The following is a 24342-nucleotide window of genomic DNA, read 5'->3' on the forward strand; positions in this document are numbered from 1 at the left end:
TCGCGAAAGCGGAGTGTCAGTCAAAAGATTCATCGACTGACACTCCGCTTTCGCGAGCAAGCCCGCTCCCACATTTAAATTGCGGTGTTTTCAGATTCGCTGTCAGGCCTCCAGGCCCAACATATCCCGCGCCAATGCTTCGGCAATCCGAATGCCGTCCACACCCGCCGACAAAATCCCACCGGCATACCCTGCGCCTTCACCCGCCGGGAACAGGCCTTTTACGTTCAAACTCTGCATCGAGTCGTCACGGGTAATGCGCAGCGGCGACGAGGTGCGGGTTTCGATACCGGTCAACACGGCATCGTGCAGCGAGTAACCCTTGATCTGCTTCTCGAACGCAGGCAGCGCTTCACGGATCGCTTCGATGGCGAAGTCCGGCAAGGCCAGGGCCAAATCGCCCAGTGCCACGCCCGGCTTGTACGAAGGCTCCACACTGCCGATGGCGGTGGACGGCTTGCCCGCGATGAAATCACCCACCAATTGCGCCGGGGCCTCGTAGTTGCTGCCGCCGAGGATATAGGCGTGGGACTCCAGGCGTTCCTGCAACTCGATACCGGCCAGCGGGCCGCCTGGATAATCCACCTCAGGCGTGATGCCAACCACAATGCCGGAGTTGGCGTTACGCTCGTTACGCGAATACTGGCTCATGCCATTGGTGACGACACGGCCCGGTTCGGAGGTCGCGGCAACCACGGTGCCGCCCGGGCACATGCAGAAGCTGTAGACCGAACGGCCGTTCTTGGCGTGGTGCACCAGTTTGTAGTCGGCGGCGCCGAGTTTCGGGTGCCCGGCGTATTTGCCCAGCCGCGCGGCGTCGATCAGCGACTGGGGATGTTCGATGCGAAAACCCACGGAAAACGGCTTGGCTTCCATGTACACGCCACGGCCGTGGAGCATGCGGAACGTGTCGCGGGCGCTGTGGCCGAGGGCGAGGATCACGTGCCTGGAGAGGATCTGCTCGCCGCCATCGACAACCACGCCGTTCAACTGGCCGTCCTCGATCAGCACGTCGGTCACGCGCTGTTCGAAGCGCACTTCACCGCCGAGGGCGATGATTTGCTGGCGCATGTGTTCCACCACGCCGGTCAGGCGGAAGGTGCCGATATGCGGCTTGCTGACATACAGGATTTCTTCCGGGGCGCCGGCTTTGACGAACTCGTGCAGCACTTTGCGACCGTGGAATTTCGGGTCCTTGATCTGGCTGTAAAGCTTGCCGTCGGAAAAAGTCCCGGCGCCGCCTTCACCGAATTGCACATTGGACTCTGGGTTGAGCACATTTTTGCGCCACAAGGCCCAGGTGTCCTTGGTGCGCTGGCGCACTTCGCGACCGCGCTCAAGGATGATCGGCTTGAAACCCATTTGCGCGAGCAGCAGCCCGGCGAAGATCCCGCACGGGCCAAAACCCACCACGATCGGCCGTTCAACCAAGCCTTCTGGCGCATGGCCGACGACTTTGTAGCTGACGTCCGGCGCCGGGTTGATGTTGCGGTCGTCGGCAAACTTGAGCAGCAGGGCAGCTTCGCCCTTCACGTTCAGGTCGACGGTGTAGATGAAGCACAGCTCTGACGATTTTTTGCGGGCGTCGTAGCTGCGCTTGAACAGGGTGAAATCGAGCAGGTCATCACTGGCGACGCCCAGGCGCTGCACGATGGCAGGCCGCAGGTCTTCATCGGGATGGTCGATGGGCAGCTTGAGTTCGGTGATTCGTAACATGACAGGATCCGGTAGGCGGCGGACAAAGAGGCCGGCTGTTTTGCAAACCGGCGATTATAAGCCCCAAAGGCGGTTTTCCGTCATGCTAAAACAGCGCAGGGCGTAATCAGTCGTCGCGCGAACCGCCAAATGCGGCGCAACCACGCTGGACCTGGCCGTTGACGCGCAACTCGGCGGTCATGTGTTGCAGGCTGCCGCTGACCGGGTCGACGCAACGCTGCGGGGCGACCCACAGTTCGACGTGCTGGTTGTTGGCTTCGGTCATCAGGTTGAAACGGCCGTCACCGATTTGCTCTTCGACATAGGGCACTGCCAGCGGTGGCTGGCCCTCGCGTTCCAGCACCATGCCTTTGGCGGTGACGTTCATCGCCCAGGCCGGTTTATGGCCGTTGGCGCGCAGGATCATGCGTTTGAAGTCGGGGTCATTGCAGGCGGAGGTGGAGCGCTCGACGCGGTAGAGCTGTTGCAGGTCCACTGAGCCCTGAGTGCCACTGGCAACCCCGGAGAACTTGCCGCGCAAGTCGGCAAACAAGGCGCCTTGCTGACCGGCCAGGGAGGCCGCCTCTTGCAGGACGCTGGTGCCGCCGGTGTCGTTGACCACGTAGTTGCGTTTGTCATTGCAAGGCTGGAACACCAGCTTGCCGCCGACAGCCGTCAATTCGCCCTGCATACGGGTCATCCCGACGGTAGACGGTTTGGCCGGTTCGCTTTCGAACACCTGGCAAGCGCTGAACAGGGGCAGCAAGGCACATAGAACTAAGGTACGGGCGGCACGCATTTATCGGGTCTCCAAACAAGTGCCGCCACGTTACGCAGGCTGGCGCCGCATCACAAGTGCGCCTGCGAGCTTCAGGCAATTCTTACAGACGTGAAAGTCAGCCGACGATAAACGTCTGCCCGGTCTGCAGGCCCTCGACGCTTTTCGCGTAGGCCAATGCCACGTCTGCGCCCGGCGCCGGTTTGTAACCACGGAAATACGGCGCATAGCTGTCCATGGCTTCGAGCAGGACGGTCGGGCTCACCGAGTTGACGCGCAGGCCACGTGGCAATTCGATTGCCGCCGCTTTAACAAAGGCATCCAGTGCGCCATTGACCAGGGCCGCCGAGGCGCCAGTGCGGATCGGGTCACGGTTGAGAATGCCGCTGGTGAAGGTGAACGATGCGCCGTCGTTGGCGTATTCGCGGCCGATCAGCAGCAGGTTGACCTGGCCCATCAGCTTGTCGCGCAGGCCCAGTTCGAAGTCGGCCTCGTTCATGTCACCCAACGCGACGAAGTTGACGCTGCCTGCCGCGCAGACCAGTGCATCGAACCTGCCGGTCTGTTCGAACAGTGCGCGGATCGAGGCGCTGTCGCTGATGTTCACCTGGAAATCGCCACTGCTGCGGCCGATGCTGATCACTTCGTGACGCTGCGCCAGTTCGGCCTTGACCGCTGAACCGACCGCACCGCTGGCTCCAATCAATAGGATTTTCATCGTGCTGTTCCTCCAAGGGGTAAGTAAGGATTCAGTCTAGGGTGGCTTTTCACGTGGATAAACGTGCTAATGGGCAACCTTTGGTTTTCAAATGGAAACAATCCATGAGCGAGATGGATGACCTGGCGGCCTTTGCCGTACTGATCGAAGCCGGCAGTTTCACCGTGGCCGCCGAGCAACTGGGTTGCAGCAAGGGCCAGCTGTCCAAACGCATCAGCCAATTGGAGGCGCAGTATTGCGTGGTGTTGCTGCACCGCACCACGCGCAAGCTCAGCCTCACAGCCGCCGGTGCGGCGTTGTTGCCTCAGGCCCAGGCGCTTGTAGTACAAGTCGACCGCGCTCGTCAGGCACTGGCGCGGCTCAAGGACGACCTGGCCGGGCCTGTGCGTATGACGGTTCCGGTGTCGTTGGGCGAAACCTTCTTTGATGGCTTGCTGGTGGAGTTTTACAAAAGGTACCCGCAGGTGCAGATCGAACTGGAACTGAACAACCGGTGCCACGATCTGGCACGGGACGGCTTTGATTTGGGGGTGCGCTCCGGGGCTGTCGACAATGAGCGCCTGGTGGCCAAGCCGCTGCTGGCCTGGCACGAAATGACCTGCGCCAGCCCGGCTTATCTTGAGGAGTACGGTGAGCCACTGACCCCGGCCGATCTCGTCACCCACACCTGCCTGCTCAACAGTCATTACAGCGGGCGAGAGGAATGGCTTTACCACCAGCAACATGAACTGCTGCGGGTGCGGGTCAGCGGCACCTTTGCCTCCAACCATTACAACCTGTTGAAAAAAGCCGCGCTGGTGGGCGCCGGCATCGCGCGTCTGCCGTCCTATGCATTACCGGCAGAATTGGCTGACGGCAGATTGCGCTGGCTCCTGCGCGATTATCAGACGCGGAGCATGCCGATGTACCTGGTGCACCCTTATCAGGGCGGCTTGCCGCGACGGACCCAAGTGCTCGCCGACTATTTGGTGGACTGGTTCAAACGCAGCGGCGAAGCCCTGGACCGTCTTTAACGGTAGCGACGTGCGATCAGGTGGTCGATGGACAGGCGGCCTGGGCCCTTCGCCACCAACAGCAGCAAGATCGCGATCCAGGTGCCGTGGGTTGGGTAGGCGTCCGGATAGACGAAGATCTGGATGGTCAGGGTCATCCCGATCAGCGCCAGGGCCGAGAAGCGCGTGGCAAAACCCACCAGGATCAGCGCGGGAAAGAAGTGTTCGGCAAACGCCGACATGTGCGCAGCCACCTCGGGCGAGAGCAACGGCACTCGGTATTCGCTTTGAAACAGCGGCACGGTGGAGGCAGCCAGGCGTGGCACGCCGAGCTGAAAGGTGCCATTGATCAGGTCGATGGCAAAACCTTCCACCTTGGTTTGCCCGGACTTCCAGAACACCGCCGCAATGGAGAACCGTGCGAGAAAGGCGATCAGGCTGTAGGGGATTTTCTCGAACAGCGCGATGACCCGATTGATAGGGTTTGAAGGCGAGGTGCTCATGGCGATTCCTTTTGTTCTGGGTGCAGATGAGTAATGGTGTCGTGGCTGATCAACAGCGTCAGGCATTGATTCAGGTCGAATTCGCTGAAGGCTTCGAGGGCGAGAGCCACCGCCATCTCCAGTTCGGCGCCGCTGTTCAAGCTATTGATAAAGGCGACCGAGCCGCTGTCGATGGCGAACACCTTGACGGCCAGGCCTTGGCGCAAAACCAGCGCGCCTTGGGCATGCCAGGGATTCAAGCTGTCCAAGGCACCCTCGGCCTGGTGCGCTGCCCACACGGCAACGACGGCATAGGCGGAACTGAAGGTTGAAACAGACGGATGCAATTGCACGCGCAGTTTTCCCAGATCCGTCTGGCCTTGCAGTGCTTGAAGAACCGTTTGCCGGTCCAGTGGCTGTGTATCCGCCGCGTGATAGGCGCCTACGCGCAGTCGTTCCAGGCGTGCAACATCAGCGAGGTAGGGCACGCTGGCAGCGGGCTCAAAGTCTTGAATAAAGGCAGCAAACGCACTGCCGTACTTGCTCATCAACGGGCTGGTGGGCGGGGACGCCTGTACAAACAGGCCCGCCATCGCGCGGAAGAATTCCTCGCCGACCAATTGCAATGTCACCGGGTAAGCCGCCGCGAGTGCGTTGATCAATGAGCTGTGGACGTTATTGCGGTACACCGCAAAACGACTGGCAGGGTCGGCGCCGTTGCTGCTGAACACGCCCTCGGGGCAGGCCTGGTCGGGCGCGAGCAGGGCATTGGCAAACGCGGCTTGAACGCTCATGGGTTGACCTGCAACAAATGCCAGTCGGCGTGTTGGGCTTCGGCATGCAGCACGCTGAACGCAGGCACCTGATTATCCCGTTCGATCAGCGTGGCCACCGGGCCGGTGCGCGTCAGTACCTGTTCATACAGCTGCCATACCGCGTTGTCGACGGGTGCGCCGTGGTCATCAATCAGCAGGCGGTCGCCCAGGTTGTCGGTGTCTTCGGCAAAGCCCGCCAGATGAATCTCACCGACCGCGCGCAACGGCAGCGCATCGATGTAGGAAAGCGGGTCGCGCTGGTGATTGATGCACGACACGTAAACGTTGTTGACGTCCAGCAGCAGGCCGCAACCGGTGCGGCGGATGATCTCGCTGATAAAGTCTGTTTCATCCAGTGTGGAATGCTGGAACTGCAGGTAAGTCGACGGATTCTCCAGCAACATTGGCCGCTTGAGCGTGCTTTGCACCTGATCGATGTGTTCGCACACCCGGTTCAGGGTGACGGCATCGTAGGCCAGAGGCAGCAAGTCATTCAGAAACACCGGGCCGTGGCTGGACCAGGCCAGGTGTTCGGAAAAGGACTGGGGTTGATAGCGTTCTATCAGCGTGGCCAACCGTGCCAGGTGCTCACGGTTCAACGGGCCTTCGCCGCCGATAGACAGACCCACGCCGTGCAACGACAGTGGGTACCGCTCGCGGATCAAACCCAGGTAGTGATGAAACGGGCCGCCGGCGACCATGTAGTTTTCGGCGTGCACCTCAAAGAAACCGATGTCGGGCGAGGTCTCGAGCACTTCGATGAAGTGCTCGTTCTTCAGCCCCAGCCCGGCCCTGTAGGGGAGGCCGGGTACCTGAGCTGGCGAGACCGTGTGTTGGGGTGAAAGCGTCATCATCAGTACTCAGGTTGCGCAGGGTTTCAGGACTTGGCGGTGAAGGCAGCTTCCTGGCCGAAACCGGTCGGCGAGGTGGTGCTGGTGGTTTTGCCGCAGGTGCCGGCCGGGACCAGTTTCCAGGCGTTGGCCTGGTCTTTGGTTTTCGAGGTGCCGGCGCAGGAGGTGCCGGCGCCTGCGGCGCAGTCGTTTTTGCCGGCTTCAGCGACGCCGAAGCATTTGTCCATTTTTGCGTCGTCAGCGTGGGCCAGGTTGGACATGGCGGACAGGCTCAAAGCGGAACCGAGGGCCAGGATCAGGGTAGCGGCGGACAGTTTGGTAGTCATGGTGTAGCTCCAGCATTGGGTTGAGGTTTCAGGCATGTTTGCCTGCTTACTCCACTAGAGGCAGCAGGACGAAGTTCGTTACACGGCCGACGAAAATAATTTAAATAATTTCGCGTCACGCAAAAAAAAGGGGGGCGGGCTTGTGTGGGAGCCGGGCTTGCCCGCGATGCAGACACCTCGGCGTGTTAGTCACACCGCAGTGATGCCATCGCAGGCAAGCCAGCTCCCACACAAGCCCGCTCCCACACAAGCCCGCTCCCACATTTTAGATCCGGTTTCTACAGCTACCGTCTCTTAGCCCCCGAGGTACGCTTCGCGCACTTTCGGGTCCGTCAACAATTGCTCACCGGTGCCCTGCATCACCACCCGGCCGTTTTCCAGCACGTAGGCGCGGTCGGCGATTTTAAGCGCCTGGTTGGCGTTCTGCTCCACCAGGAACACCGTCACACCGTCCTTGCGCAGCTGTTCGATGATGTCGAAGATCTGCTGGATGATGATCGGCGCCAGGCCCAGGGAAGGTTCGTCCAGCAGCAACAGCTTGGGCTTGCTCATCAGCGCCCGGCCGATGGCGAGCATCTGCTGCTCGCCGCCGGACATGGTGCCGCCGCGCTGGCTGAAGCGTTCCTTGAGCCGAGGGAACAGGTGCAGCACCTTGTCCATCTGCTCCTGATAGTCGCCCTTGTCGGTGAAGAACCCGCCCATGGCGAGGTTCTCTTCCACGGTCAGGCGGGAAAAAACCCGACGGCCTTCCGGGACCACGGCAATGCTCTTGCGCATGATTTCCGACGACTGCTGGCCCACCAGCTCTTCACCCATATAGCGGATGCTGCCGCTGTGGGCTTGCGGCGAGCCGCACAAGGTCATCAACAAGGTTGACTTGCCGGCACCGTTGGCGCCGATCAACGTGACAATTTCACCCTGGCGCACTTCCACGTTGACGCTGTGAAGGGCCTGGATCTTGCCGTAGAAAGTGGAAACGTTTTCGAATTGCAGCATTTTACGCTTCCCCCAAATAGGCTTTGATCACTTCAGGATTATCGCGGATCTGTTCCGGCGTCCCATCTGCCAGCGGCGTGCCCTGGTTGATCACCACGATGTGGTCGGAAATGCTCATGACCAGTTTCATGTCGTGTTCGATCAACAGCACCGTGGCGTTGTTTTCCTCACGCAATACGCTGATCAACGCCTTGAGGTCTTCGGTTTCCTTGGGGTTCAGGCCGGCGGCCGGTTCGTCGAGCATGAGGATCCGCGGCCGGGTCATCATGCAGCGGGCGATTTCCAGGCGACGTTGCTGACCATAGGCCAGAGTGCCGGCGGGGCGGTTGGCGAATTCGGTCAGGTTGACCTTGTCCAGCCAGTATTCCGCGTATTCCATGGCCTCGCGCTCGCTTTTGCGGAACGACGGGGTCTTGAACAGGCCGGCGAAGAAGTTGGTGTTCAGGTGACGGTGCTGGGCAATCAGCAGGTTTTCAACCGCCGTCATGTCCTTGAACAACCGCACGTTCTGGAAGGTCCGCACCACACCCTTGCGGGCGATTTCGTGACCGGCCAGGCCCTGGATCGGCTGGCCGTCCAGCAGGATGCTGCCGCCACTCGGCTTGTAGAAGCCGGTGAGGCAGTTGAACACCGTGGTCTTGCCAGCGCCGTTGGGGCCGATCAGCGCCACGACCTGTTTCTCTTTCACGGTCAGGGCCACGCCGTTGACCGCGAGCAAACCGCCGAAGCGCATGCTCAGATTTTCGACTTTCAGGATCTCGCGGCTCATTTGCGCAGCTCCATGTGTGGACGTTGCATGGGCAGCAGGCCTTGAGGGCGCCAGATCATCATCAGCACCATCATGGCGCCGAACATCAACATGCGGTATTCGCTGAACTCACGCATCATTTCCGGCAGCAGGATCATCACGATCGCGGCCAGAATCACACCCAACTGCGAGCCCATGCCACCCAGTACCACGATGGCGAGGATGATCGCCGACTCGATAAAGGTGAACGACTCCGGGGTCACCAAACCTTGGCGAGCGGCAAAGAAACTGCCAGCGAAACCGGCGAAGGTTGCCCCGAGGGTGAAGGCTGAAAGTTTGATGATGGTAGGGTTCATACCCAGTGCACGGCAGGCGATTTCATCTTCGCGCAGCGCTTCCCACGCACGGCCGATCGGCATGCGCAGCAAACGGTTGATTACGAACAAGGCTGCCAGCGCCAGCAACAATGCCACCAGGTACAGGAACACCACTTTGCTCACGGGGTTGTAGTCGATCCCGAAGTATTCGTGGAAGGTCTGCATGCCTTCAGCCGCGGTGCGGTCGAACGACAGCCCGAAGAACGTTGGCTTTGGAATGCTGCTGATGCCGTTGGGGCCGCCGGTAATGTCGGTGAGGTTACGCAGGAACAGCCGGATGATTTCACCGAAGCCCAGGGTCACGATCGCCAAATAGTCACCGCGCAAGCGCAGCACCGGAAAGCCCAGCAGGAAGCCAAATGTGGCCGCCGCCATGCCGGCCAGTGGCAGGCAGATCCAGAAGCCCCAGCCCAGGTAATGCGAGAGCAGCGCGTAGGTGTAGGCACCCACTGCGTAGAAGCCCACGTAACCCAGGTCGAGTAAGCCGGCCAGGCCCACCACGATGTTCAGGCCCAGGCCCAGCAACACGTAGATCAGGATCAGGGTGGCAATGTCGACCGCGCCGCGCGAGCCGAAGAATGGCCAGATCAGCGCCGCCACGACCAGGCCGATGATGATGTAGCGCTGGGTGCGCGGCAGGGTCAGGAATTGGCTGACCTTGGGCGACACCAGCGGGCCACGGTTGCCTTTGAACATCGCACCGACCTGCTGGGTGAACAGCACGCGCAGGAACATCAACACCGAACACAGGGCGATGATGGTCAGGGTCACGGGACCGGTGCCATGCACTTCCAGGTTAATGCCGACAATGCTCAGCTTGAGGCCGAGAACCGGAAAGGCCACGGCCCATACCAGCAAGGCGCTGAAAAACGCCGATTTAAGATATCTGCTCATACTTTCTCAACCTCCGGACGGCCCAGAATGCCGGTCGGACGGAACAACAGCACCAGAACCAACAAGCCGAATGCCACGACGTCCTTGTATTGGTCGCCGAACACATCGGCGCCAAAGGCTTCAGCCACACCCAGCACCAGCCCGCCGAGCATCGCACCCGGAATACTGCCGATGCCGCCCAGTACTGCTGCGGTAAAGGCCTTCAGGCCTACCAGGAAACCGGCGTTGGGGTTGATCACGCCGTATTGCATGCTCAGCAGCACCGCCGCGACGGCGGCCAGTGCGGCGCCGATCACGAAGGTCAGGGCGATGATGTTGTTGGTGTTGATGCCCAACAGGTTGGCCATCTTGATATCTTCGGCGCAGGCCCGGCAGGCGCGCCCCAGACGGGAGCGGGAGATGAACAGTGTCAGGCCCACCATGGCCGCCAGGGTGACGACGAAAACCAGGACCTGCATGTACGAAATCAGCACTTCTTGTGCGCCACCCGGGCCGAAGGAGAAGCTCCCCGGGATCAGGTTGGGAATGGACTTATCCTTGGAGTCCTGGGACAGCAATACGGTGTTCTGCAGGAAAATCGACATGCCGATAGCCGAAATCAGCGGGATCAAACGGTTGCTGCCACGCAACGGGCGGTAGGCAACCCGCTCGATACTGTAGCCGTAGGCACTGGTTACGACGATCGACGCCAGAAACGCAGCGGTCATCAACAGCGGCAGGGAATGGATACCCAGCATGGCCAGCCCGGCAAGGGCGATGAAGGCCACGTAGGAGCCAATCATGTACACCTCGCCATGGGCGAAGTTAATCATTCCAATGATGCCGTAAACCATCGTGTAGCCAATGGCTATCAAGGCATAGGTGCTGCCAACGGTCATGCCGTTAACCAGCGTTTGGAGAAAATGATAGATCTCAGGCATTACAGCGCTCCTAAAAACCCGATACGCATTTCACTGGTGGAGTCATTTCCGGCTCGGTGCCCTGCTCTTTGATCAGGTTGCACGAAGCGTTTGCCAGCGAACCGCTGGTGACGGTTTTAAGATTTTCAGGTGAGCCAGCGCCCGGATCGCGGGTGACAGGCCCATAAACCTCGTAAAACAAAGCCCACTGCTCTCACAGTGGGCTTGTTGGACCAGTAACGCCTGGCTTACTGAGGGGAAACTTCGGTTTTTGGTTTGCCGAAGTGCCATTCGTAGACCACGAACTTGAAGTCCTTCAGGTCGCCCTTGGCGTCAAAGCTCAGGTCGCCGGTAGGGGTCTTGAAGGTGCCTGCGTGGATAGCAGCAGCCACTTTGGCGGTGTCTTCGGACTTCGCGGCAGCGATACCGCCAGCGATGACTTCAACAGCCGAGTAGGCCGGGAACACGAACGGACCGGTTGGGTCCTGCTTGTTCTTGGTGAACTCTTCAACGATCGCCTTGTTCGCAGGGTCAGTGTCGAAAGACTTAGGCAGGGTAACCAGCAGGCCTTCGGAAGCGCTCTGGGCAATTTGCGAGATGGAGTCGTTACCGACGCCTTCCGGACCCATGAACTTGGCGTCTACGCCTTTTTCCTTGGCTTGGCGCAGGATCAGGCCCAGCTCAGGGTGGTAGCCGCCGTAGTAGACGAAGTCGACGTTGGCTTGCTTGAGCTTCTGAATCAGCGAGGCGAAGTCTTTGTCGCCAGCGTTGATGCCTTCGAACAGCGCAACCTTCACGCCTTTCTTCTCGAGGGTCTGTTTAACGGCGGTGGCGATGCCTTCACCGTATTGCTGTTTGTCGTGGATAACCGCAACCACTTTCGGTTTGACGAAGTCGGCGATGTAATTGCCGGCCGCTGGGCCCTGGGCGCTGTCCAGACCAATGGTGCGGAAGATCAGCTTGTAGCCACGCGCGGTGATTTCTGGGCTGGTGGCCGCCGGGGTGATCATGATCACGCCTTCGTCTTCATAAATATCGGACGCTGGCTGAGTGGAGCTGGAGCAGAGGTGACCGACTACAAACTTGACGCCGTCGTTGACCACTTTGTTGGCTACGGCAACCGCTTGTTTTGGATCGCAAGCGTCGTCGTATTCCTTGGCTTCGAGCATTTTACCGTCGACGCCGCCCTTGGCGTTGATGTCGGCGATTGCCTGCTTGGCACCCATGAATTGCATATCGCCGTATTGCGTCACCGGGCCTGTTTTAGGGCCGGCGATACCGATCTTGATGGTGTCGGCTGCGAACGAATGGCCGGCAACCCCAGCCAGGACCATAGCGGCAAACAGTTTGGAAATCTGCTTAGTAGCCTTATTCATAGTGCTCCACTCTTGCTGTTGTATTTTTTATAGTTCTAGCGGCCTTGTGAGCTACAGAACCGGATCAGATAGTTCGGCTATCCCCCCGGCAGTGCTCTGGCAACTGTACCGGTACAGTGTAGAGCGCCGGTTGATCGCTTGAAAAGCTGGCTGCTGGGGGCAAAACCCGAGGGTGTCGCTTAAATGAAAGAAAAAGACAGAATTGCGGCGGGGTGATGCCGGAGTTTCGGGCAATCCTTGGCTTTCCTGACACTTTCGTTCGGTGACTCATTTGCAACTGGGTTTTTCCGCGAGGGCCACGACGTTATGATTGCGCCGATTTTTTCCCAAGGTGAATTCCCATGACGCAAGAACCTAGCACCCTCTATGCCAAGCTGCTCGGTGAAACCGCCGAAATTTCGTGGAAGGAGCTTGAACCGTTCTTTGCCAAGGGTGCCCTATTGTGGGTCGATGCCGGGCTGGATTTGATCGAAGCAGCTGAGGGAATGGCTGCGGATAACCGCGAGAAAGTCGCTGGGTGGCTGGCTTCAGGGAGCCTTGGCGAGGTGTCTGCGACGCGGGCATTGGACTTGGTTGAGCGGGATCCGAGCTTGTGGGCGGTGGTTGTTTCGCCTTGGATTTTGATCCAGGAAAGGGCGGTGTGAGATTTGAGCGCACTTAAAAGGTGCGTGTTTTTTGCAGGTCTATGTGGGTAGTGGAGTAACTGGTTGGGCGGTGATGGCATCTTGCCGTGGAGAAAGGTCACAGGTCAGGGTGACGTATGCGTCACGGGAACAGTTTTCCTCGGGGTGGAAGGCTTGGGGAATTGTTTCTTGGTGTGTATATCGATGTTCCAACGGTGGGAGCGGGCTTGCTCGCGAATGCGCTGTATCAGCCACCAAATCCATCAACTGACCCACCGCATTCGCGAGCAAGCCCGCTCCCACAGTTTTTACCGAGTAGGGCTTCACCACCTTCATACACAGGTGAGCTCCCACTCTGGGCCTTCAACCCCTCAAGATCGCGGTCGTTACTGCCGAATCACCAGCGGGCGGGTTTTTCCGCTGGCGCTGTGGTTTCAGCGAATTGGCCTGACCGTGGAAGGCGGCCCCATCCGGGCGGGCGCAGGCTCTTTCGGCGAGGGCACATCTTTGTTGGCTTCCCCGCTGGAAGAATAGAGCGGGTTGCGAATCTGAATGCCCTGGATCACACCGATGATCTCGCTGACAGGCACCGCCGGGCTTAACAGGTAGCCCTGGATGAAGTCGCAGCCGTGTTTATGCAGCAGATCGAACTGCGCCTGGGTTTCCACGCCTTCGGTGACCACGTGCAGGTGCAGGGTGTGGGCCATGCCGATAATCGCCTGGACGATCTCGATATCGGCCGTCGATTTGGGGATGTCCTGAATAAACGATCGATCAATCTTCAGCGTGTTAAGCGGCAGGCGCTTGAGGTAGGCGAGCGACGAATACCCGGTGCCGAAATCATCAATCGCCAGCGACACCCCCAGCGAACGGATTTGCCGCAACAGCGCCAGGGTGCTGCTGATATTGCCCATCAGCGCATTTTCAGTCACTTCCAGTTCAAGGCGGTTGGCCGCAATGGCGGCGAAACGCAGGGCGGCCTCGATCTCATCCGCCAGCTCATCACGCGCCAGGTTGAGGGCTGAGCAATTCACGGCCATGGTCAGTTCCGTGTAGCCCCGGTCAGACAACAGGCTTAAGTCGTGACAGGCCTGACGTAAAACCCAGTGGTCCAGGTCGGCAATCAACCCGTTACTTTCGGCGATGCCGATAAACCGGTCTGGTGGCAGTAAGCCGTGCCGCGGGTGTTGCCAGCGCACCAAGGCTTCCAGGCGCGTGACTTTGCCGAGTTTCATGTCGAAGATCGGTTGATAAAACAGTACCAACTCGTTGCGGCCACGCAGTGCAGCCCGCAGTTCTTCTTCCAGTTGCAGCTCAAGAGACGCGCGGGTTTTCAGGTTGGAACTGAAGAAATTCAGGGTGTTACGCCCGGTATCTTTGGACTGGTACAGCGCCAGGTCTGCCGTTTTAAGCAGTTCCTCGCAGGTCACGCCGTCTTCAGGAAACAAGCTGATGCCGATACTGGTGGTCATCACCATGCGCCGACCCGCCAGCTCGATGGGTTCTTTCATCTTCTGCATGATGCGCTGGGCCATGTGCCGCGCTTCGTCACGATGGTGGATGTTGATCAGGATGCAGAACTCATCGCCGCCAAAGCGTGCGACCACGTCATCATGGCTGCGAACCGACCCCTTGATATGCCCGGCCAGCACAGTGAGTAACTGGTCGCCGGCATCGTGCCCAAGGCTGTCATTGATGCGCTTGAAGTGGTCGATATCCAGGAAGATCACCGCCATCATGCCCTTACTGGCTGTTTTTTCGGCGACTTTTTCCGCGAACAGCTGGTTAAAGCCACGGCGGTTAAGCAGGCTGGTGAGCGCATCGTAGTGCGCCACCTGTTGCAGCGAGGCGCGGGCCTGATCCAGTTCGCTGAGCAGGGCGTTGACCCGGCGCAAGTCGCGTTCCTTGTGCTGCAGCTTTTTGTCCGCGAGGGCGGCGCTGATGCTGCTGCCGATCACCAGCAAGGTAATCACTGCCACTGAAAGGCCGAGTTGAATGGGATTGTTGTCCTGCGACAGCGCAAGGTCCGCGCCATTGGGCACCAGCATTTGCATGGCGGCCATGCCGGTGAAATGCATGCTCAGGATGCCGGCGCCGAGCACCAGGCTGGCGGCGTATTTGAGCAGTTGATGAAACACGCCAACGTCGTTGCGCAGGTAGCACGACAGCAGCAACGCCGTGAGGCTGGCGCCGATGGCAATGCCCACCGACGCCAGGAACAGGCCCGTCTCGAAATACACCTGCGCCTGGGAACGCATGGCCGACATGCCGACGTAGTGCATCAGCGCAATGCCCAACCCCATCCAGATCGAGGCGAGCAGATACTGATGAAAGCGCAGGTGGGCATGACTGAGGGTCTGCATGGCAAACAACGACGCAATCAGTGCGATCAGCAGCGAGGCGAACGTCATGATCAATTCGTAATGAATGACGATAGGCGCCTGGAAGGCCAGCATGCTGATGAAGTGGGTCGACCAGATTCCCCCGGCCAGGCACCCGGCGCCCAGCCAGCGCCAATGGCGGCGGGCGGTGGGATCTTCTACGTGGCCGACGCGTTCGGCCATGTCCAGCGTGCCGAAACCCGCCGCGCAGGCGACCAGATACGCCAGCAGCACCAGAAAGGGGTTATGACTGCAATTGAGTAATAAGTACCCGGTGTCCGGAAGGGCGGTAAAAAAATGCAGACCAAGCCATTCCATAGCGTGTCCCGTCTAAGTCATTGGTCCATTGCCTGCAGCAACGGCTTATGACATCGAGTATAGAAGCCCCGCGGGATTTGCAACGGATCATGGCACTTTGCTCTGAATGATTTTGGCATGCCTGCCATAGCGTTTGATGCTAAGCGCTGATCGGCAGGTCAAATTCGAAGGGCGCATCGAGCGGCGCCAAGCCAAAAGCGGCGCGGGCTGTATCGCATTCGACGTTCTGCACGCCCTGGCTCCAGGACGCCTCAAACTCGCGGCACGGGCTGGCTCGCAGCTCATAGATCGAGCAACGCGTGCCTTTGCCCACTTCTCCTTCAAGGCTGCAGCAACGCGTAGGTTTCTGGTCAGTTCCTATCATCGCCACGCGCGTTGGGTTGATTTGCACCACCAGGTCATCGGGCACCGTGCCCCCCGACGAGGCGCACTCGCCCCAAAAGAAAGACACGCGAAAGTGTGAACAGCAGGCACCGCAACTCAGACACGGACTGGCTTCGGACATGGGCGTCATCGATAAGAAAAGTAAGAGGATGTGCTACGGGAGGGCTCGCCATTCTATCCGCGCCATGGCCATTGGGAAGAGGGGCGCGCAGTTATATTTTTGTGGGGAAAGTCCCATTACGACGGGTGAAATTACGCCCTATCAGCTTTACGAATCATTACAGACAAGCGCTGCCCGCCTGACTATGTTGCAGACACCGGGCAGGATGCATCGGGCATCGCAGCTCTCATAACAATAAAAGAGACGGACCCATGCAGAACTCGACCCAAGCGGCGAATGCCTGGCGCATTCTGTTCCTGCTGTTCCTCGCCAACCTGTTCAATTTCTTCGACCGCACCATTCCCGCGATCATCATCGAACCCATCCGCATGGAATGGCACCTGAGCGACTTCCAGCTCGGCATCATCGGCACCGCCTTCACCCTCGTCTACGCCATCGCCGGGCTGCCGCTCGGGCGCCTGGCCGATACCGGTTCGCGCAGCAAATTGATGGGCTGGGGCCTGTTCGCCTGGAGCGGGCTGACGGCGGTCAACGGCATGGTCGGCAGTTTCTGGACGTTTTTGCTGGTGCGCATGGGCATCGGCATCGGAGAAGCCAGCTACGCGCCGGCGGCCAATTCGCTGATCGGTGATCTGTTTCCGGCGCACCGCCGTGCCCGCGCCATGGGCATTTTCATGCTGGGGCTGCCGTTGGGCCTGCTGCTGGCGTTCTTCACCATCGGTTGGATGGTCAAGGCGTTCGACAGCTGGCGCGCGCCGTTCTTTATCGCCGCCGTGCCGGGAATGATCCTGGCGGTGTTCATGTTCTACATCAAGGAACCCAAGCGCGGCGCGGCGGAAACCGTGCAAGTCTCCCAGGAACGCGTCGACCGCCCGATTCGCCGCGTGCTCGCGGTACCGACTTTTCTGTGGCTGGTGCTGGCGGGGCTGTGTTTCAACTTTGCGACCTATGCGTGCAATTCGTTTCTGGTGCCGATGCTGCAGCGTTATTTCCTGTTGCCATTGCAGGAGGCGGCGGTGGCCACGGGGGTAATCGTTGGCGTGACCGGTTTGGTGGGGTTGACCCTGGGTGGCTGGGTTGCCGACAAGATTCATCAACGGGTTGCGAATGGGCGGCTGCTGTTTGCGGCGTGCAGCCTGATCATCTCTACCGTGACCACCGCGTGGGCGTTGCATGCCGGGCGTATTGAGATTGGGGTGTTTGTGGCGCTGTTCAGTGTGGGCTGGTTGTTTGCCTATAACTTTTACACCTGCGTGTATACGGCGATTCAGGACGTGGTTGAACCGCGCCTGCGGGCCACGGCGATGGCGCTGTTTTTTGCCGGGTTGTATTTGTTGGGCGGGGGGATGGGGCCGGTGGTGGTGGGGGGGTTGTCTGATCATTTTGCGCATTCGGCGATGTATGCCGATGGGGCGGTGCAGATGACTGAGGCTTATAAGGCGGTGGGGTTGCACGACGCCATGTATTTGATTCCGGTGGCGTTGTTTTTGACGATGTTGTTTTTGTTTCAGGCGTCGCGGTGTTTTGTGCGGGATGCGAAGAAGATGAAGGATGGGTTGGGGGTGGTGCCGGCTTTGGCTGTTACGGTTTGAGGTTTTTGCTGGATTGGTTGAGTGCATATCCATTGCTGGGGTAACGGCTGAAATTGGTTCCGCTCTTACAGCGGCTCACTTTTGGGGCGTTTGCCAAAAGTGACCCGCTGTAAGAGCGGAACCAATTTCAGCCGTTACCGCAGCAACGGATATGCACTCAAGCGACCCAGCCCAAACCCCAAAAAAAAGGCCCGCATCACGCGGGCCATTTTTTCAACTCAAGTGCCAATCAACCCGCCACCAACACCCGAATCGCCTCCAGTCGCAACGCCGCTTTATCAAGCATGGCCAACCCTTGCTCACGCTGACTCCGCAGGGCCACCAGCTCACTGTCGCGTACCGTCGGGTTAACCGCTTGCAACGCGGTCAGTCGCGCCAGTTCTTCATCGGTATCCGCCGCCAGACGACGCTTCGCCTCAGCCACACGCTCGATGTGGCGCGGGCTGATTTTCTCTTCGCCGGCATTGATCCGTGGTGTCAGTTGGTCACGCTGGGCCTGGATAAACTTGTTGGCGCTGGCGCGTGGCACGCTTTCCAGCTGGTCGTTCAAGGTTTCAAACGACACACGGCCCGAGAGGTCGTTGCCATTGGCGTCCAGCAAGCAGCGCAGGGCAGCAGGCGGCAGGTAGCGACCCAGTTGCAGCGAGCGCGGTGCAACCACTTCGCTGACGTAGAGCAGTTCCAGCAACACGGTGCCCGGCTTGAGCGCCTTGTTCTTGATCAGTGCCACGGCGGTGTTGCCCATGGAACCGGACAGCACCAGGTCCATGCCGCCCTGCACCATCGGGTGTTCCCAAGTGATGAACTGCATGTCTTCGCGCGACAGCGCCTGGTTGCGGTCGTAGGTGATGGTCACACCTTCGTCGTCGCCCAGGGGGAAACTGGCGTCGAGCATTTTTTCGCTTGGCTTGAGGATCAGCGCATTTTCCGAATGGTCTTCGCTGTCGATGCCAAATGCGTCGAACAGGGTTTCCATATAGATCGGCAGGGCGAACTGGTCGTCTTGCTCAAGGATGTCTTCAACCAGTGCATCGCCTTCACCGGCGCCGCCGGAGTTGAGTTCCAGCAGGCGGTCGCGGCCGGTGTGCAGCTCTTGTTCCAGACGCTCGCGCTCGGCACGCGCTTCGTCGATCAGGGCTTGCCACTCGCCGTCATCGGCATTTTCCAGCAGCGGCAGCAGGCGTGGGCCGAACTGATGCTGCAAGGCGTTGCCGGTCGGGCAGGTATTGAGGAACGCGTTCAACGCCTCGTGGTACCACTGGAACAGGCGCTCTTGCGGGCTGGTTTCCAGGTACGGCACGTGCAGTTCGATCACATGCTTCTGGCCGATCCGGTCCAGACGGCCGATCCGCTGTTCCAGCAGGTCGGGGTGGGACGGCAGGTCGAACAACACCAAGTGGTGAGAGAACTGGAAGTTACGGCCTTCACTGCCGATTTCCGAGCAGATCAGCACCTGGGCGCCGAACTCTTCATCCGCAAAATAGGCGGCGGCGCGGTCACGTTCGAGGATGTTCATGCCCTCGTGGAACACCGTGGCCGGAATACCGGAGCGCACGCGCAGGGCGTCTTCGAGGTCCATGGCGGTTTCGGCGTGGGCGCAGATCACCAGCACCTTGGTGCGCTTGAGCATTTTCAGCTGGTCGATCAGCCACTCGACCCGTGGGTCGAAACGCCACCAGCGGTTTTCTTCTTCAATATCCGGCTGCGACTGGAAGCTGACTTCCGGATACAACTCGGCGTGTTCGCCCAGCGGCAACTCGAGGTATTCGTCCGGGTTGGGCAGCGGGTAGGCGTGCAGCTTGCGCTCCGGGAAGCCTTGAACGGCGGCGCGGGTATTACGGAACAGCACGCGGCCGGTGCCGTGGCGGTCGAGCAGCTCACGCACCAGGCGCGCGCTGGCTTCGGTGTCGCCATCGTTGACGGCGGCGAGCAGTGCTTCACCTTCGTTGCCGAGGAAACCCTGGATGGTTTTGTGCGCTTTTGGTGACAGGCGGCCCTTGTCCAGCAGCTCCTGTACGGCTTCAGCCACCGGGCGATAGTTTTCGCTCTCGGCGCGGAAGGCGTGCAGGTCGTGGAAGCGGTTCGGGTCCAGCAGGCGCAGACGTGCGAAGTGGCTGTCCTGGCCCAGCTGTTCCGGGGTGGCGGTGAGCAGCAGCACGCCCGGGATCACTTCAGCGAGTTGCTCGACCAGCGAATATTCAGCGCTGGCTTTTTCTTCGTGCCACACCAAGTGGTGGGCTTCGTCGACCACCAGCAGGTCCCAACCGGCGGCAAACAGCGCGTCTTGAGCCTTCTCGTCGTCCACCAGCCATTCCAGCGCCACCAGCGCGAGCTGGGTGTCTTCGAACGGGTTGGTGGCATCGCTTTCGATAAAGCGCTCTTCGTCGAACAGCGCCACTTGCAGGTTGAAGCGGCGGCGCATTTCCACCAGCCACTGGTGCTGCAGGTTCTCCGGTACCAGGATCAGCACGCGGTTGGCGCGGCCCGACAGCAGTTGGCGATGGATCACCAGGCCGGCTTCGATGGTTTTACCCAGGCCCACTTCGTCCGCCAGCAAAACACGTGGCGCGATGCGGTCAGCGACTTCACGGGCAATGTGCAGTTGGTGAGCAATAGGCTGCGCACGCACGCCACCCAAGCCCCACAGCGAAGACTGCAATTGGCGGCTGGTGTGTTCCAGGGTGTGATAACGCAGCGAAAACCAGGCCAGCGGGTCGATCTGCCCGGCGAACAGACGGTCGCTGGCCAGGCGGAACTGGATAAAGTTGGAGAGCTGGGTTTCCGGCAGGGTGACCTGCTCGTTCTGCCCATTGAGGCCTTGGTAGACCAGCAGGCCGTCGACGTCGTCGACTTGCTGTACGGTCATTTTCCAGCCTTCGAAATGGGTGATGGAGTCACCCGGCGAAAACCTCACGCGAGTGAGGGGCGCATTCCGTAGCGCATACTGGCGAGTCTCGCCAGTGGCCGGATAGAGCACGGTCAACAAGCGCCCGTCCTGTGCCAGAACGGTGCCTAACCCCAGCTCTGCTTCGCTGTCACTTATCCAGCGTTGCCCCGGTTGATACTGCTGCGCCATGCTGCCTGACTCCCGCCGTGAAAAAGCCGACTATCTTAACGGAACAACACCCCCCGCCCAAGGACTCTGACAAAAACTACTCTGTTTACGCAAAGGTTCGGGAGCCGGATCGACGGGTGGCGGGCACTTGGGAGTGTCGACTCGGTCACAGCTTGGCGAGGCAGGGTTCAAGTCGCCCCGCACGTAGCCGACAGCCTGTAGACCAGGAGAGTAATCATTATGTTGCCACCCATGCTGCCCGTCAGCGTTGTGCCGGTCACGTCACAACTTGACCCGGCGCGTCAGAAGCCGGATATCCCGCCCGTGGTGCCCGTGCAAGCGGGCTCCAACGAAAGCACGATCGACCTTAAAAAGGGCGATTCCGAGCAGTCGACGTTTCTTCTGCGCGAAGAACAGCGCCGCCAGCAAGAACAGCAGAAACGCCGGCGTGAAGCCGAAGAAGACCCTGAGCAGCACCTGGCGATTCCCGGCGACCTGTTGAATGCCGACAACACCGTGCCGGTGGTGCCTTTGATCGAAGACGCACCGCGCCAGGGTTTGTGGGTCGACGTCGAGGTTTAATTGCGCAATGCCGTTAACGCCGCTATCAGCAGGTCGATGTCGTGGTCATTGTTGAGCGGGCTGACAGAGAGTCGCGCGATGCTCGCCAGGCCACGCGCCTGCATGTCGAGCGGTGTGTACGCCACGCCATTGGCGCCGATGTTGATGCGCTGCAAGCCCAGGCGCCGCTTGAGTTCGAAGGCGTCCCAACCGGCGAGGTTGAAGGCGATCAATCCTGAGTGAGCAGTGCCTAGGTCGTGCAGGGTAATGCCCGGGATCTCACGCAAGGCTTCGCGGATTCGCTGGCTGACCTGCAGGACTCTTTCCCAGGTGCGTTCCACGCCCAACCGGTTTACTTCCTGCAACGCATTGCCCAATCCTGCCAGCAAGGCGAACGATACTTCACTGGTTTCAAAACGCCGCGCGTCGTCGCGCAGTTCATAACCCTCGGTGGTCCACGGCGCCGAGAGCACGTCGCGCTGGGCGGGGTTCAGGTGGTGCAGGAACTCCGGTCGCACATACATCAGCGCCGTGCCGCGCGGCCCGCGCAGGTGTTTACGCCCGGCCGACTTGAGCACATCACAGTGCAGCGCTTGCACATCCACCGGCAATTGCCCGACGGCCTGGCCGGCGTCGATGAAGTAGGCAATGCCGTGGCGCCTGGCCACTTCGCCGATGGCTTCCGCGGGGTTGATCAGGCCGCCGTTGGCCGGGAGCCACGTGAGGTCGATCAGCTTTACGTTGGCATCGATCATCGACGCCAGCGCTTTCGGGCAGACCGCGCCGGTTTCATCGCAAGGGATGACCTCGACCCGCCCACCGGCCTTCACGGCCCATTCCATGCTCGCCAGGTTGCCGCCCCATTCATGGCGGCCCACCAGAATTCGATCGCCGGGCCGCCACTGGCCGAGCGCCTGGAACGCCATGCTCCAGGCTGTCGAGCCGCTGCTGGTAAAGGCAATCGAGGAGGCGGGTGCATTGAGCAATTGCCCGGCCGCACGCCGGGCTTTTTCCACCAGCACCGCACCGTGCTCGCCAGCTTCCATCGGGCCATCGCGCGCTTCGCGTTGCAGTTGGTCGACAATCGCATCGAGGGTTGCCTGGCTGGGCAGCGAAGCTCCGGCGTGGTTGAAGTGCACGATGCCCGACTGGCAGCCGGGCGTTTCATCACGCAGGCGCTGGAGTTCCAGCGGGCTCACGGTTGCAGCTCGAAAATCGCGTCAACCTCCACCGCCACGCCGGCGGGCAGGCTGGAAACTCCCACGGCGGTGCGCACGTGTCGGCCTTTCTCACCCAGCGCGTTGACCAGCAAGTCTGACGCGCCGTTGGCGACGAGGCTCTGGCTCTTGAAATTGCCGCTGGCGGCGATGAAGACGCCCAGGCGCAACAGACGTACCAGGCGCGACAAGTCATCACCCAACGCATGGCTCAACTGCCCCAACAGGCCCAATGCCGCCAGCTGCGCCGCCTGAGCGCCTTCTTCGTCGCTGAGGGACTCACCCAGTCGGCCTATATAGCCGGGCTTGCCGTCCAGCATCGGGATTTGGCCGGAGACGAACAGTTGGTTCCCGCTGATCACGTAGTTGATGTAGTTGGCCGCCGGCTGGCCGGGCGTCGGCAGCGTCAGGCCGAGGGCTTGCACGCGTTGGCGCAGGGAGTTGCTCATGGTCATTCCTCTTGGGCTAAGAGGTTTGAGCATGTGGGCGAGGGCGGTGGGGCGACAAACGCAAAGATCTCACACGACGTATCGAAAAAACTCACGCGTTGGCGCAGGTTTCCTTTAACCACTCGCTGAAACACTCGGCGGCTTCGCTGGCAGGGCCCTGCGGGGCAATCAGCCAGTAGCCGATTTCGCTGCGGTAGGGTGGCCAATCGAAGGCTTCCACCAGGCTGCCGTCTTCAAGCTTGCGTGCGATCAAACGGTGCCGGCCCATGGCGATGCCCTGACCGGCCACAGCGGCTTCGGCCACAATGTTGTAATCGTGGAGCATCACGCGCGGGTGGTTGGCGAGGTCTACCTGGTAGTGCGCGGACCAATCCGTCCACTCGAATGGCCGGTGCGAGGTGGCCATCAATAATGGGCCGTTGTGCAGTTGGCTGGCTTTGAACGCCGGGCTGCATACGGGTGAAATGGCCTCATCCATCAGGCGCGTGGCGTGTACATCGGGCCAGTCGCCCTTACCGTAACGAATGGCCAAATCGACCTCGGCCGCCGCGACGTTTGCCAGTTGAATCGACGGTAGAAGCTCCACTTGGATATGCGGATAACGGTGCAGAAACCCGGCCAGTCGCGGTGCCAGCCACAGCGTGGCGAAAGAGGCCAGCAAGCCGATGCGCAACACCGTGGCACTCGGCGCGAAGCGTTGCGTGCGGGTGGCGGCGGCGATGGCGTCAAGCGCGGGGCGGATTTCGTCGTAGTAATGCTGGCCGTCGGCGGTCAGATCGATCGCGCGGGTACGTCGGATAAACAGCGGTTTGCCCAGATGCTGTTCGAGTTTATGCACCTGGTGGCTCAAGGCGCTTTGCGTCACCGACAACTCGTTCGCCGCCTTGATAAAACTCAAGTGCCGCGCCACGGCTTCAAAGGCGCGCAGGGCCAGCAGCGGGGGAAGGTCCTTGTGCAATGCCACCTGGGTGCGCCTTTTGGGAATAGGTTGAAAAGTCCGATTTTGGGCGATGACCGGCATTTTGTCGTCCGTTGATTTGCCGTCGTGCGGGGGAGGCCGCATTATTAGGGCATTCCCGCCACGACGTAAGCCAAGCCATGAGTGATGACGACAAGCTGATCGACCTGAATGCCGAACGTGCCAAGCGCGTGCATGACTTGAATGACAAGCGCCTGAATGAAGTGCGCCAAGCGTTTGAACAGGCAATGCCGCTGGGTAAAGTTAAGAAAAAGTCGAAGAACAAACCGAAAAAGCGTTAAACCCACCTGCATCTATTGATGCAGGTCAGGTATTTCCCTTCTTTACGCCCTGTTGTGGGCGGCATTGATCCCCGTCAATTTTTTAATCTGCGTTCTCCATTAACTTGGCCCTATCGCAACAGGGCACGAGCAGGAGGCCGGTCATGTTTTTCGATAATGTGGTGTTTGCCGGAGTGCTGACGGTCAGCCTCATGGTGATGTTTTTTGTAGGGTTCGGGATTTTTATCTGGAAGGACGCTAATAAGCGTAAAGAACCGTAAGTCTTTCCTGATGTATGAGCACGCAAGGCATTTTGGGCGACTTCGGTCGCCCTTTTTTTTGTGTTTTGTTTGTGTACATATCCGTTACCGCAGCAACGGATATGTACACAAACCCCAAGCCCCCAAAAAGCAAAAAAGGCGCAACCCTCACGGATCACGCCTCCTTCAACACCA

24 protein-coding genes are annotated in these 24342 nt (G+C 60.0%); 6 read left to right on the forward strand and 18 right to left on the reverse strand.

The genetic code is table 11. The features are described 5' to 3' along the window. Window positions 1-102: 102 nt before the first annotated feature. The 3 genes from ACP7A2_RS19890 to ACP7A2_RS19900 all read right to left on the reverse strand — a co-directional run bounded on the left by ACP7A2_RS19890 (window position 103) and on the right by ACP7A2_RS19900 (window position 3191). Window positions 103-1716: an NAD(P)/FAD-dependent oxidoreductase gene (locus ACP7A2_RS19890; protein WP_426135580.1), complete on the reverse strand. Its 1614-nt coding sequence runs from the start codon at window positions 1714-1716 to the stop codon at window positions 103-105. A gap of 106 nt (window positions 1717-1822) precedes the next feature. Beyond that, a complete protein-coding gene (locus tag ACP7A2_RS19895; RefSeq protein WP_348059429.1) occupies window positions 1823-2494 on the reverse strand; it encodes a COG3650 family protein in 672 nt (223 codons plus the stop codon). 97 nt (window positions 2495-2591) lie between these two features. Then, a complete protein-coding gene (locus ACP7A2_RS19900; protein ID WP_426135581.1) occupies window positions 2592-3191 on the reverse strand; it encodes a short chain dehydrogenase in 600 nt (199 codons plus the stop codon). Between the two features lie 104 nt (window positions 3192-3295). Between ACP7A2_RS19900 and ACP7A2_RS19905 the strand changes: the two genes are divergently transcribed. Next, entirely contained in the window at window positions 3296-4204 is a 909-nt protein-coding gene (locus ACP7A2_RS19905; protein ID WP_426135582.1) for a LysR family transcriptional regulator, read from the forward strand. Here the strand turns inward: ACP7A2_RS19905 and ACP7A2_RS19910 are convergent. From ACP7A2_RS19910 to ACP7A2_RS19950, 9 genes are all read right to left on the reverse strand, one after another. Then, window positions 4201-4686: a DoxX family protein gene (locus tag ACP7A2_RS19910; RefSeq protein WP_426135583.1), complete on the reverse strand. Its 486-nt coding sequence runs from the start codon at window positions 4684-4686 to the stop codon at window positions 4201-4203. The two genes, ACP7A2_RS19905 and ACP7A2_RS19910, sit on opposite strands and share 4 nt — an antisense overlap. Next, a complete protein-coding gene (locus ACP7A2_RS19915) occupies window positions 4683-5459 on the reverse strand; it encodes a putative DNA-binding domain-containing protein (RefSeq protein ID WP_426135584.1) in 777 nt (258 codons plus the stop codon). Before ACP7A2_RS19915 ends, ACP7A2_RS19910 begins: the two co-directional genes overlap by 4 nt. Beyond that, complete coding sequence (locus tag ACP7A2_RS19920) at window positions 5456-6334, reverse strand: DUF692 domain-containing protein (protein WP_426135585.1); 879 nt, start codon at window positions 6332-6334, stop codon at window positions 5456-5458. Before ACP7A2_RS19920 ends, ACP7A2_RS19915 begins: the two co-directional genes overlap by 4 nt. A 23-nt stretch (window positions 6335-6357) precedes the next feature. Continuing rightward, the gene (locus ACP7A2_RS19925) at window positions 6358-6657 is read right to left on the reverse strand and encodes a DUF2282 domain-containing protein (protein ID WP_426135586.1); all 300 of its coding nucleotides are present in this window, start codon (window positions 6655-6657) and stop codon (window positions 6358-6360) included. A 294-nt stretch (window positions 6658-6951) separates the two neighbouring features. Then, the gene (locus ACP7A2_RS19930; protein ID WP_348059415.1) at window positions 6952-7653 is read right to left on the reverse strand and encodes an ABC transporter ATP-binding protein; all 702 of its coding nucleotides are present in this window, start codon (window positions 7651-7653) and stop codon (window positions 6952-6954) included. Window position 7654: 1 nt separating this feature from the next. Continuing rightward, complete coding sequence (livG, locus tag ACP7A2_RS19935; RefSeq protein WP_058425231.1) at window positions 7655-8422, reverse strand: high-affinity branched-chain amino acid ABC transporter ATP-binding protein LivG; 768 nt, start codon at window positions 8420-8422, stop codon at window positions 7655-7657. Beyond that, window positions 8419-9672 carry a high-affinity branched-chain amino acid ABC transporter permease LivM gene (locus tag ACP7A2_RS19940; protein ID WP_426135587.1) on the reverse strand — a complete coding sequence of 418 codons (1254 nt, stop codon included), beginning with the start codon at window positions 9670-9672 and terminating at the stop codon, window positions 8419-8421. The genes livG and ACP7A2_RS19940 overlap by 4 nt, the downstream gene beginning before the upstream one ends. Next, window positions 9669-10592: a high-affinity branched-chain amino acid ABC transporter permease LivH gene (gene livH, locus ACP7A2_RS19945; protein WP_375068056.1), complete on the reverse strand. Its 924-nt coding sequence runs from the start codon at window positions 10590-10592 to the stop codon at window positions 9669-9671. Before livH ends, ACP7A2_RS19940 begins: the two co-directional genes overlap by 4 nt. A gap of 227 nt (window positions 10593-10819) precedes the next feature. Beyond that, window positions 10820-11947, reverse strand: a complete 1128-nt coding sequence (locus ACP7A2_RS19950) for a branched-chain amino acid ABC transporter substrate-binding protein (RefSeq protein WP_426135588.1) — start codon at window positions 11945-11947, stop codon at window positions 10820-10822. Window positions 11948-12288: 341 nt separating this feature from the next. On the opposite strand from ACP7A2_RS19950, the gene ACP7A2_RS19955 reads away from it, so the two are divergent. Further along, complete coding sequence (locus tag ACP7A2_RS19955; RefSeq protein ID WP_426135589.1) at window positions 12289-12591, forward strand: DUF2288 domain-containing protein; 303 nt, start codon at window positions 12289-12291, stop codon at window positions 12589-12591. Window positions 12592-13004: 413 nt separating this feature from the next. Here ACP7A2_RS19955 and ACP7A2_RS19960 read toward each other — a convergent pair whose 3' ends face one another. Together ACP7A2_RS19960 and ACP7A2_RS19965 are read right to left on the reverse strand one after the other, a co-directional pair. Further along, window positions 13005-15269 (reverse strand): putative bifunctional diguanylate cyclase/phosphodiesterase, encoded by a 2265-nt coding sequence (locus ACP7A2_RS19960; protein ID WP_426135590.1) that lies wholly within the window; start codon window positions 15267-15269, stop codon window positions 13005-13007. A gap of 139 nt (window positions 15270-15408) precedes the next feature. After that, a complete protein-coding gene (locus ACP7A2_RS19965) occupies window positions 15409-15774 on the reverse strand; it encodes a YkgJ family cysteine cluster protein (protein WP_426135591.1) in 366 nt (121 codons plus the stop codon). A gap of 251 nt (window positions 15775-16025) precedes the next feature. Between ACP7A2_RS19965 and ACP7A2_RS19970 the strand changes: the two genes are divergently transcribed. Then, window positions 16026-17366: a spinster family MFS transporter gene (locus ACP7A2_RS19970; RefSeq protein ID WP_426135593.1), complete on the forward strand. Its 1341-nt coding sequence runs from the start codon at window positions 16026-16028 to the stop codon at window positions 17364-17366. Between the two features lie 229 nt (window positions 17367-17595). Here the strand turns inward: ACP7A2_RS19970 and rapA are convergent, their stop codons facing one another. Beyond that, window positions 17596-20442 (reverse strand): RNA polymerase-associated protein RapA, encoded by a 2847-nt coding sequence (gene rapA / locus ACP7A2_RS19975; protein ID WP_348060211.1) that lies wholly within the window; start codon window positions 20440-20442, stop codon window positions 17596-17598. A 219-nt stretch (window positions 20443-20661) separates the two neighbouring features. Between rapA and ACP7A2_RS19980 the strand changes: the two genes are divergently transcribed. Further along, window positions 20662-21003, forward strand: coding sequence for an aspartate-semialdehyde dehydrogenase (locus ACP7A2_RS19980; protein WP_426135594.1), 342 nt, complete (start codon window positions 20662-20664; stop codon window positions 21001-21003). Here the strand turns inward: ACP7A2_RS19980 and ACP7A2_RS19985 are convergent. The 3 genes from ACP7A2_RS19985 to ACP7A2_RS19995 all read right to left on the reverse strand — a co-directional run bounded on the left by ACP7A2_RS19985 (window position 21000) and on the right by ACP7A2_RS19995 (window position 23612). After that, window positions 21000-22181 (reverse strand): aminotransferase class V-fold PLP-dependent enzyme, encoded by a 1182-nt coding sequence (locus ACP7A2_RS19985; RefSeq protein WP_426135595.1) that lies wholly within the window; start codon window positions 22179-22181, stop codon window positions 21000-21002. The two genes, ACP7A2_RS19980 and ACP7A2_RS19985, sit on opposite strands and share 4 nt — an antisense overlap. Further along, on the reverse strand, window positions 22178-22648 hold the full coding sequence (locus tag ACP7A2_RS19990) for a RidA family protein (protein ID WP_426135596.1): 471 nt from the start codon (window positions 22646-22648) through the stop codon (window positions 22178-22180). Before ACP7A2_RS19990 ends, ACP7A2_RS19985 begins: the two co-directional genes overlap by 4 nt. 91 nt (window positions 22649-22739) lie before the next feature. Beyond that, window positions 22740-23612 carry a LysR substrate-binding domain-containing protein gene (locus ACP7A2_RS19995; RefSeq protein ID WP_426135597.1) on the reverse strand — a complete coding sequence of 291 codons (873 nt, stop codon included), beginning with the start codon at window positions 23610-23612 and terminating at the stop codon, window positions 22740-22742. Between the two features lie 134 nt (window positions 23613-23746). Between ACP7A2_RS19995 and ACP7A2_RS20000 the strand changes: the two genes are divergently transcribed. Together ACP7A2_RS20000 and ccoM are read left to right on the forward strand one after the other, a co-directional pair. Then, the gene (locus ACP7A2_RS20000) at window positions 23747-23908 is read left to right on the forward strand and encodes a hypothetical protein (RefSeq protein ID WP_010563587.1); all 162 of its coding nucleotides are present in this window, start codon (window positions 23747-23749) and stop codon (window positions 23906-23908) included. A 143-nt stretch (window positions 23909-24051) separates the two neighbouring features. Further along, window positions 24052-24168 (forward strand): cytochrome c oxidase subunit CcoM, encoded by a 117-nt coding sequence (ccoM, locus tag ACP7A2_RS20005; protein WP_426135598.1) that lies wholly within the window; start codon window positions 24052-24054, stop codon window positions 24166-24168. Window positions 24169-24342: the final 174 nt, after the last annotated feature.

The sequence above is a fragment of the Pseudomonas sp. PWP3-1b2 genome, assembly GCF_049896045.1.
Lineage (GTDB): Bacteria > Pseudomonadota > Gammaproteobacteria > Pseudomonadales > Pseudomonadaceae > Aquipseudomonas > Aquipseudomonas antarctica_B.

Excerpts from the sequence above, each read along its gene's own strand:
- ACP7A2_RS19940 (WP_426135587.1), bottom strand. The coding sequence starts at position 9,672 with ATGAGCAGATATCTTAAATCGGCGTTTTTCAGCGCCTTGCTGGTATGG.
- ACP7A2_RS19965 (WP_426135591.1), bottom strand. The coding sequence starts at position 15,774 with ATGTCCGAAGCCAGTCCGTGTCTGAGTTGCGGTGCCTGCTGTTCACAC.
- ACP7A2_RS19900 (WP_426135581.1), bottom strand. The coding sequence starts at position 3,191 with ATGAAAATCCTATTGATTGGAGCCAGCGGTGCGGTCGGTTCAGCGGTC.
- ACP7A2_RS19920 (WP_426135585.1), bottom strand. The coding sequence starts at position 6,334 with ATGATGACGCTTTCACCCCAACACACGGTCTCGCCAGCTCAGGTACCC.
- ACP7A2_RS19915 (WP_426135584.1), bottom strand. The coding sequence starts at position 5,459 with ATGAGCGTTCAAGCCGCGTTTGCCAATGCCCTGCTCGCGCCCGACCAG.
- ACP7A2_RS19910 (WP_426135583.1), bottom strand. The coding sequence starts at position 4,686 with ATGAGCACCTCGCCTTCAAACCCTATCAATCGGGTCATCGCGCTGTTC.
- ACP7A2_RS19925 (WP_426135586.1), bottom strand. The coding sequence starts at position 6,657 with ATGACTACCAAACTGTCCGCCGCTACCCTGATCCTGGCCCTCGGTTCC.
- ccoM (WP_426135598.1), top strand. The coding sequence starts at position 24,052 with ATGTTTTTCGATAATGTGGTGTTTGCCGGAGTGCTGACGGTCAGCCTC.
- livH (WP_375068056.1), bottom strand. The coding sequence starts at position 10,592 with ATGCCTGAGATCTATCATTTTCTCCAAACGCTGGTTAACGGCATGACC.
- ACP7A2_RS20000 (WP_010563587.1), top strand. The coding sequence starts at position 23,747 with ATGAGTGATGACGACAAGCTGATCGACCTGAATGCCGAACGTGCCAAG.
- ACP7A2_RS19980 (WP_426135594.1), top strand. The coding sequence starts at position 20,662 with ATGTTGCCACCCATGCTGCCCGTCAGCGTTGTGCCGGTCACGTCACAA.
- livG (WP_058425231.1), bottom strand. The coding sequence starts at position 8,422 with ATGAGCCGCGAGATCCTGAAAGTCGAAAATCTGAGCATGCGCTTCGGC.
- ACP7A2_RS19950 (WP_426135588.1), bottom strand. The coding sequence starts at position 11,947 with ATGAATAAGGCTACTAAGCAGATTTCCAAACTGTTTGCCGCTATGGTC.
- ACP7A2_RS19890 (WP_426135580.1), bottom strand. The coding sequence starts at position 1,716 with ATGTTACGAATCACCGAACTCAAGCTGCCCATCGACCATCCCGATGAA.
- ACP7A2_RS19990 (WP_426135596.1), bottom strand. The coding sequence starts at position 22,648 with ATGAGCAACTCCCTGCGCCAACGCGTGCAAGCCCTCGGCCTGACGCTG.
- ACP7A2_RS19905 (WP_426135582.1), top strand. The coding sequence starts at position 3,296 with ATGAGCGAGATGGATGACCTGGCGGCCTTTGCCGTACTGATCGAAGCC.
- ACP7A2_RS19960 (WP_426135590.1), bottom strand. The coding sequence starts at position 15,269 with ATGGAATGGCTTGGTCTGCATTTTTTTACCGCCCTTCCGGACACCGGG.
- rapA (WP_348060211.1), bottom strand. The coding sequence starts at position 20,442 with ATGGCGCAGCAGTATCAACCGGGGCAACGCTGGATAAGTGACAGCGAA.
- ACP7A2_RS19955 (WP_426135589.1), top strand. The coding sequence starts at position 12,289 with ATGACGCAAGAACCTAGCACCCTCTATGCCAAGCTGCTCGGTGAAACC.
- ACP7A2_RS19895 (WP_348059429.1), bottom strand. The coding sequence starts at position 2,494 with ATGCGTGCCGCCCGTACCTTAGTTCTATGTGCCTTGCTGCCCCTGTTC.
- ACP7A2_RS19970 (WP_426135593.1), top strand. The coding sequence starts at position 16,026 with ATGCAGAACTCGACCCAAGCGGCGAATGCCTGGCGCATTCTGTTCCTG.
- ACP7A2_RS19930 (WP_348059415.1), bottom strand. The coding sequence starts at position 7,653 with ATGCTGCAATTCGAAAACGTTTCCACTTTCTACGGCAAGATCCAGGCC.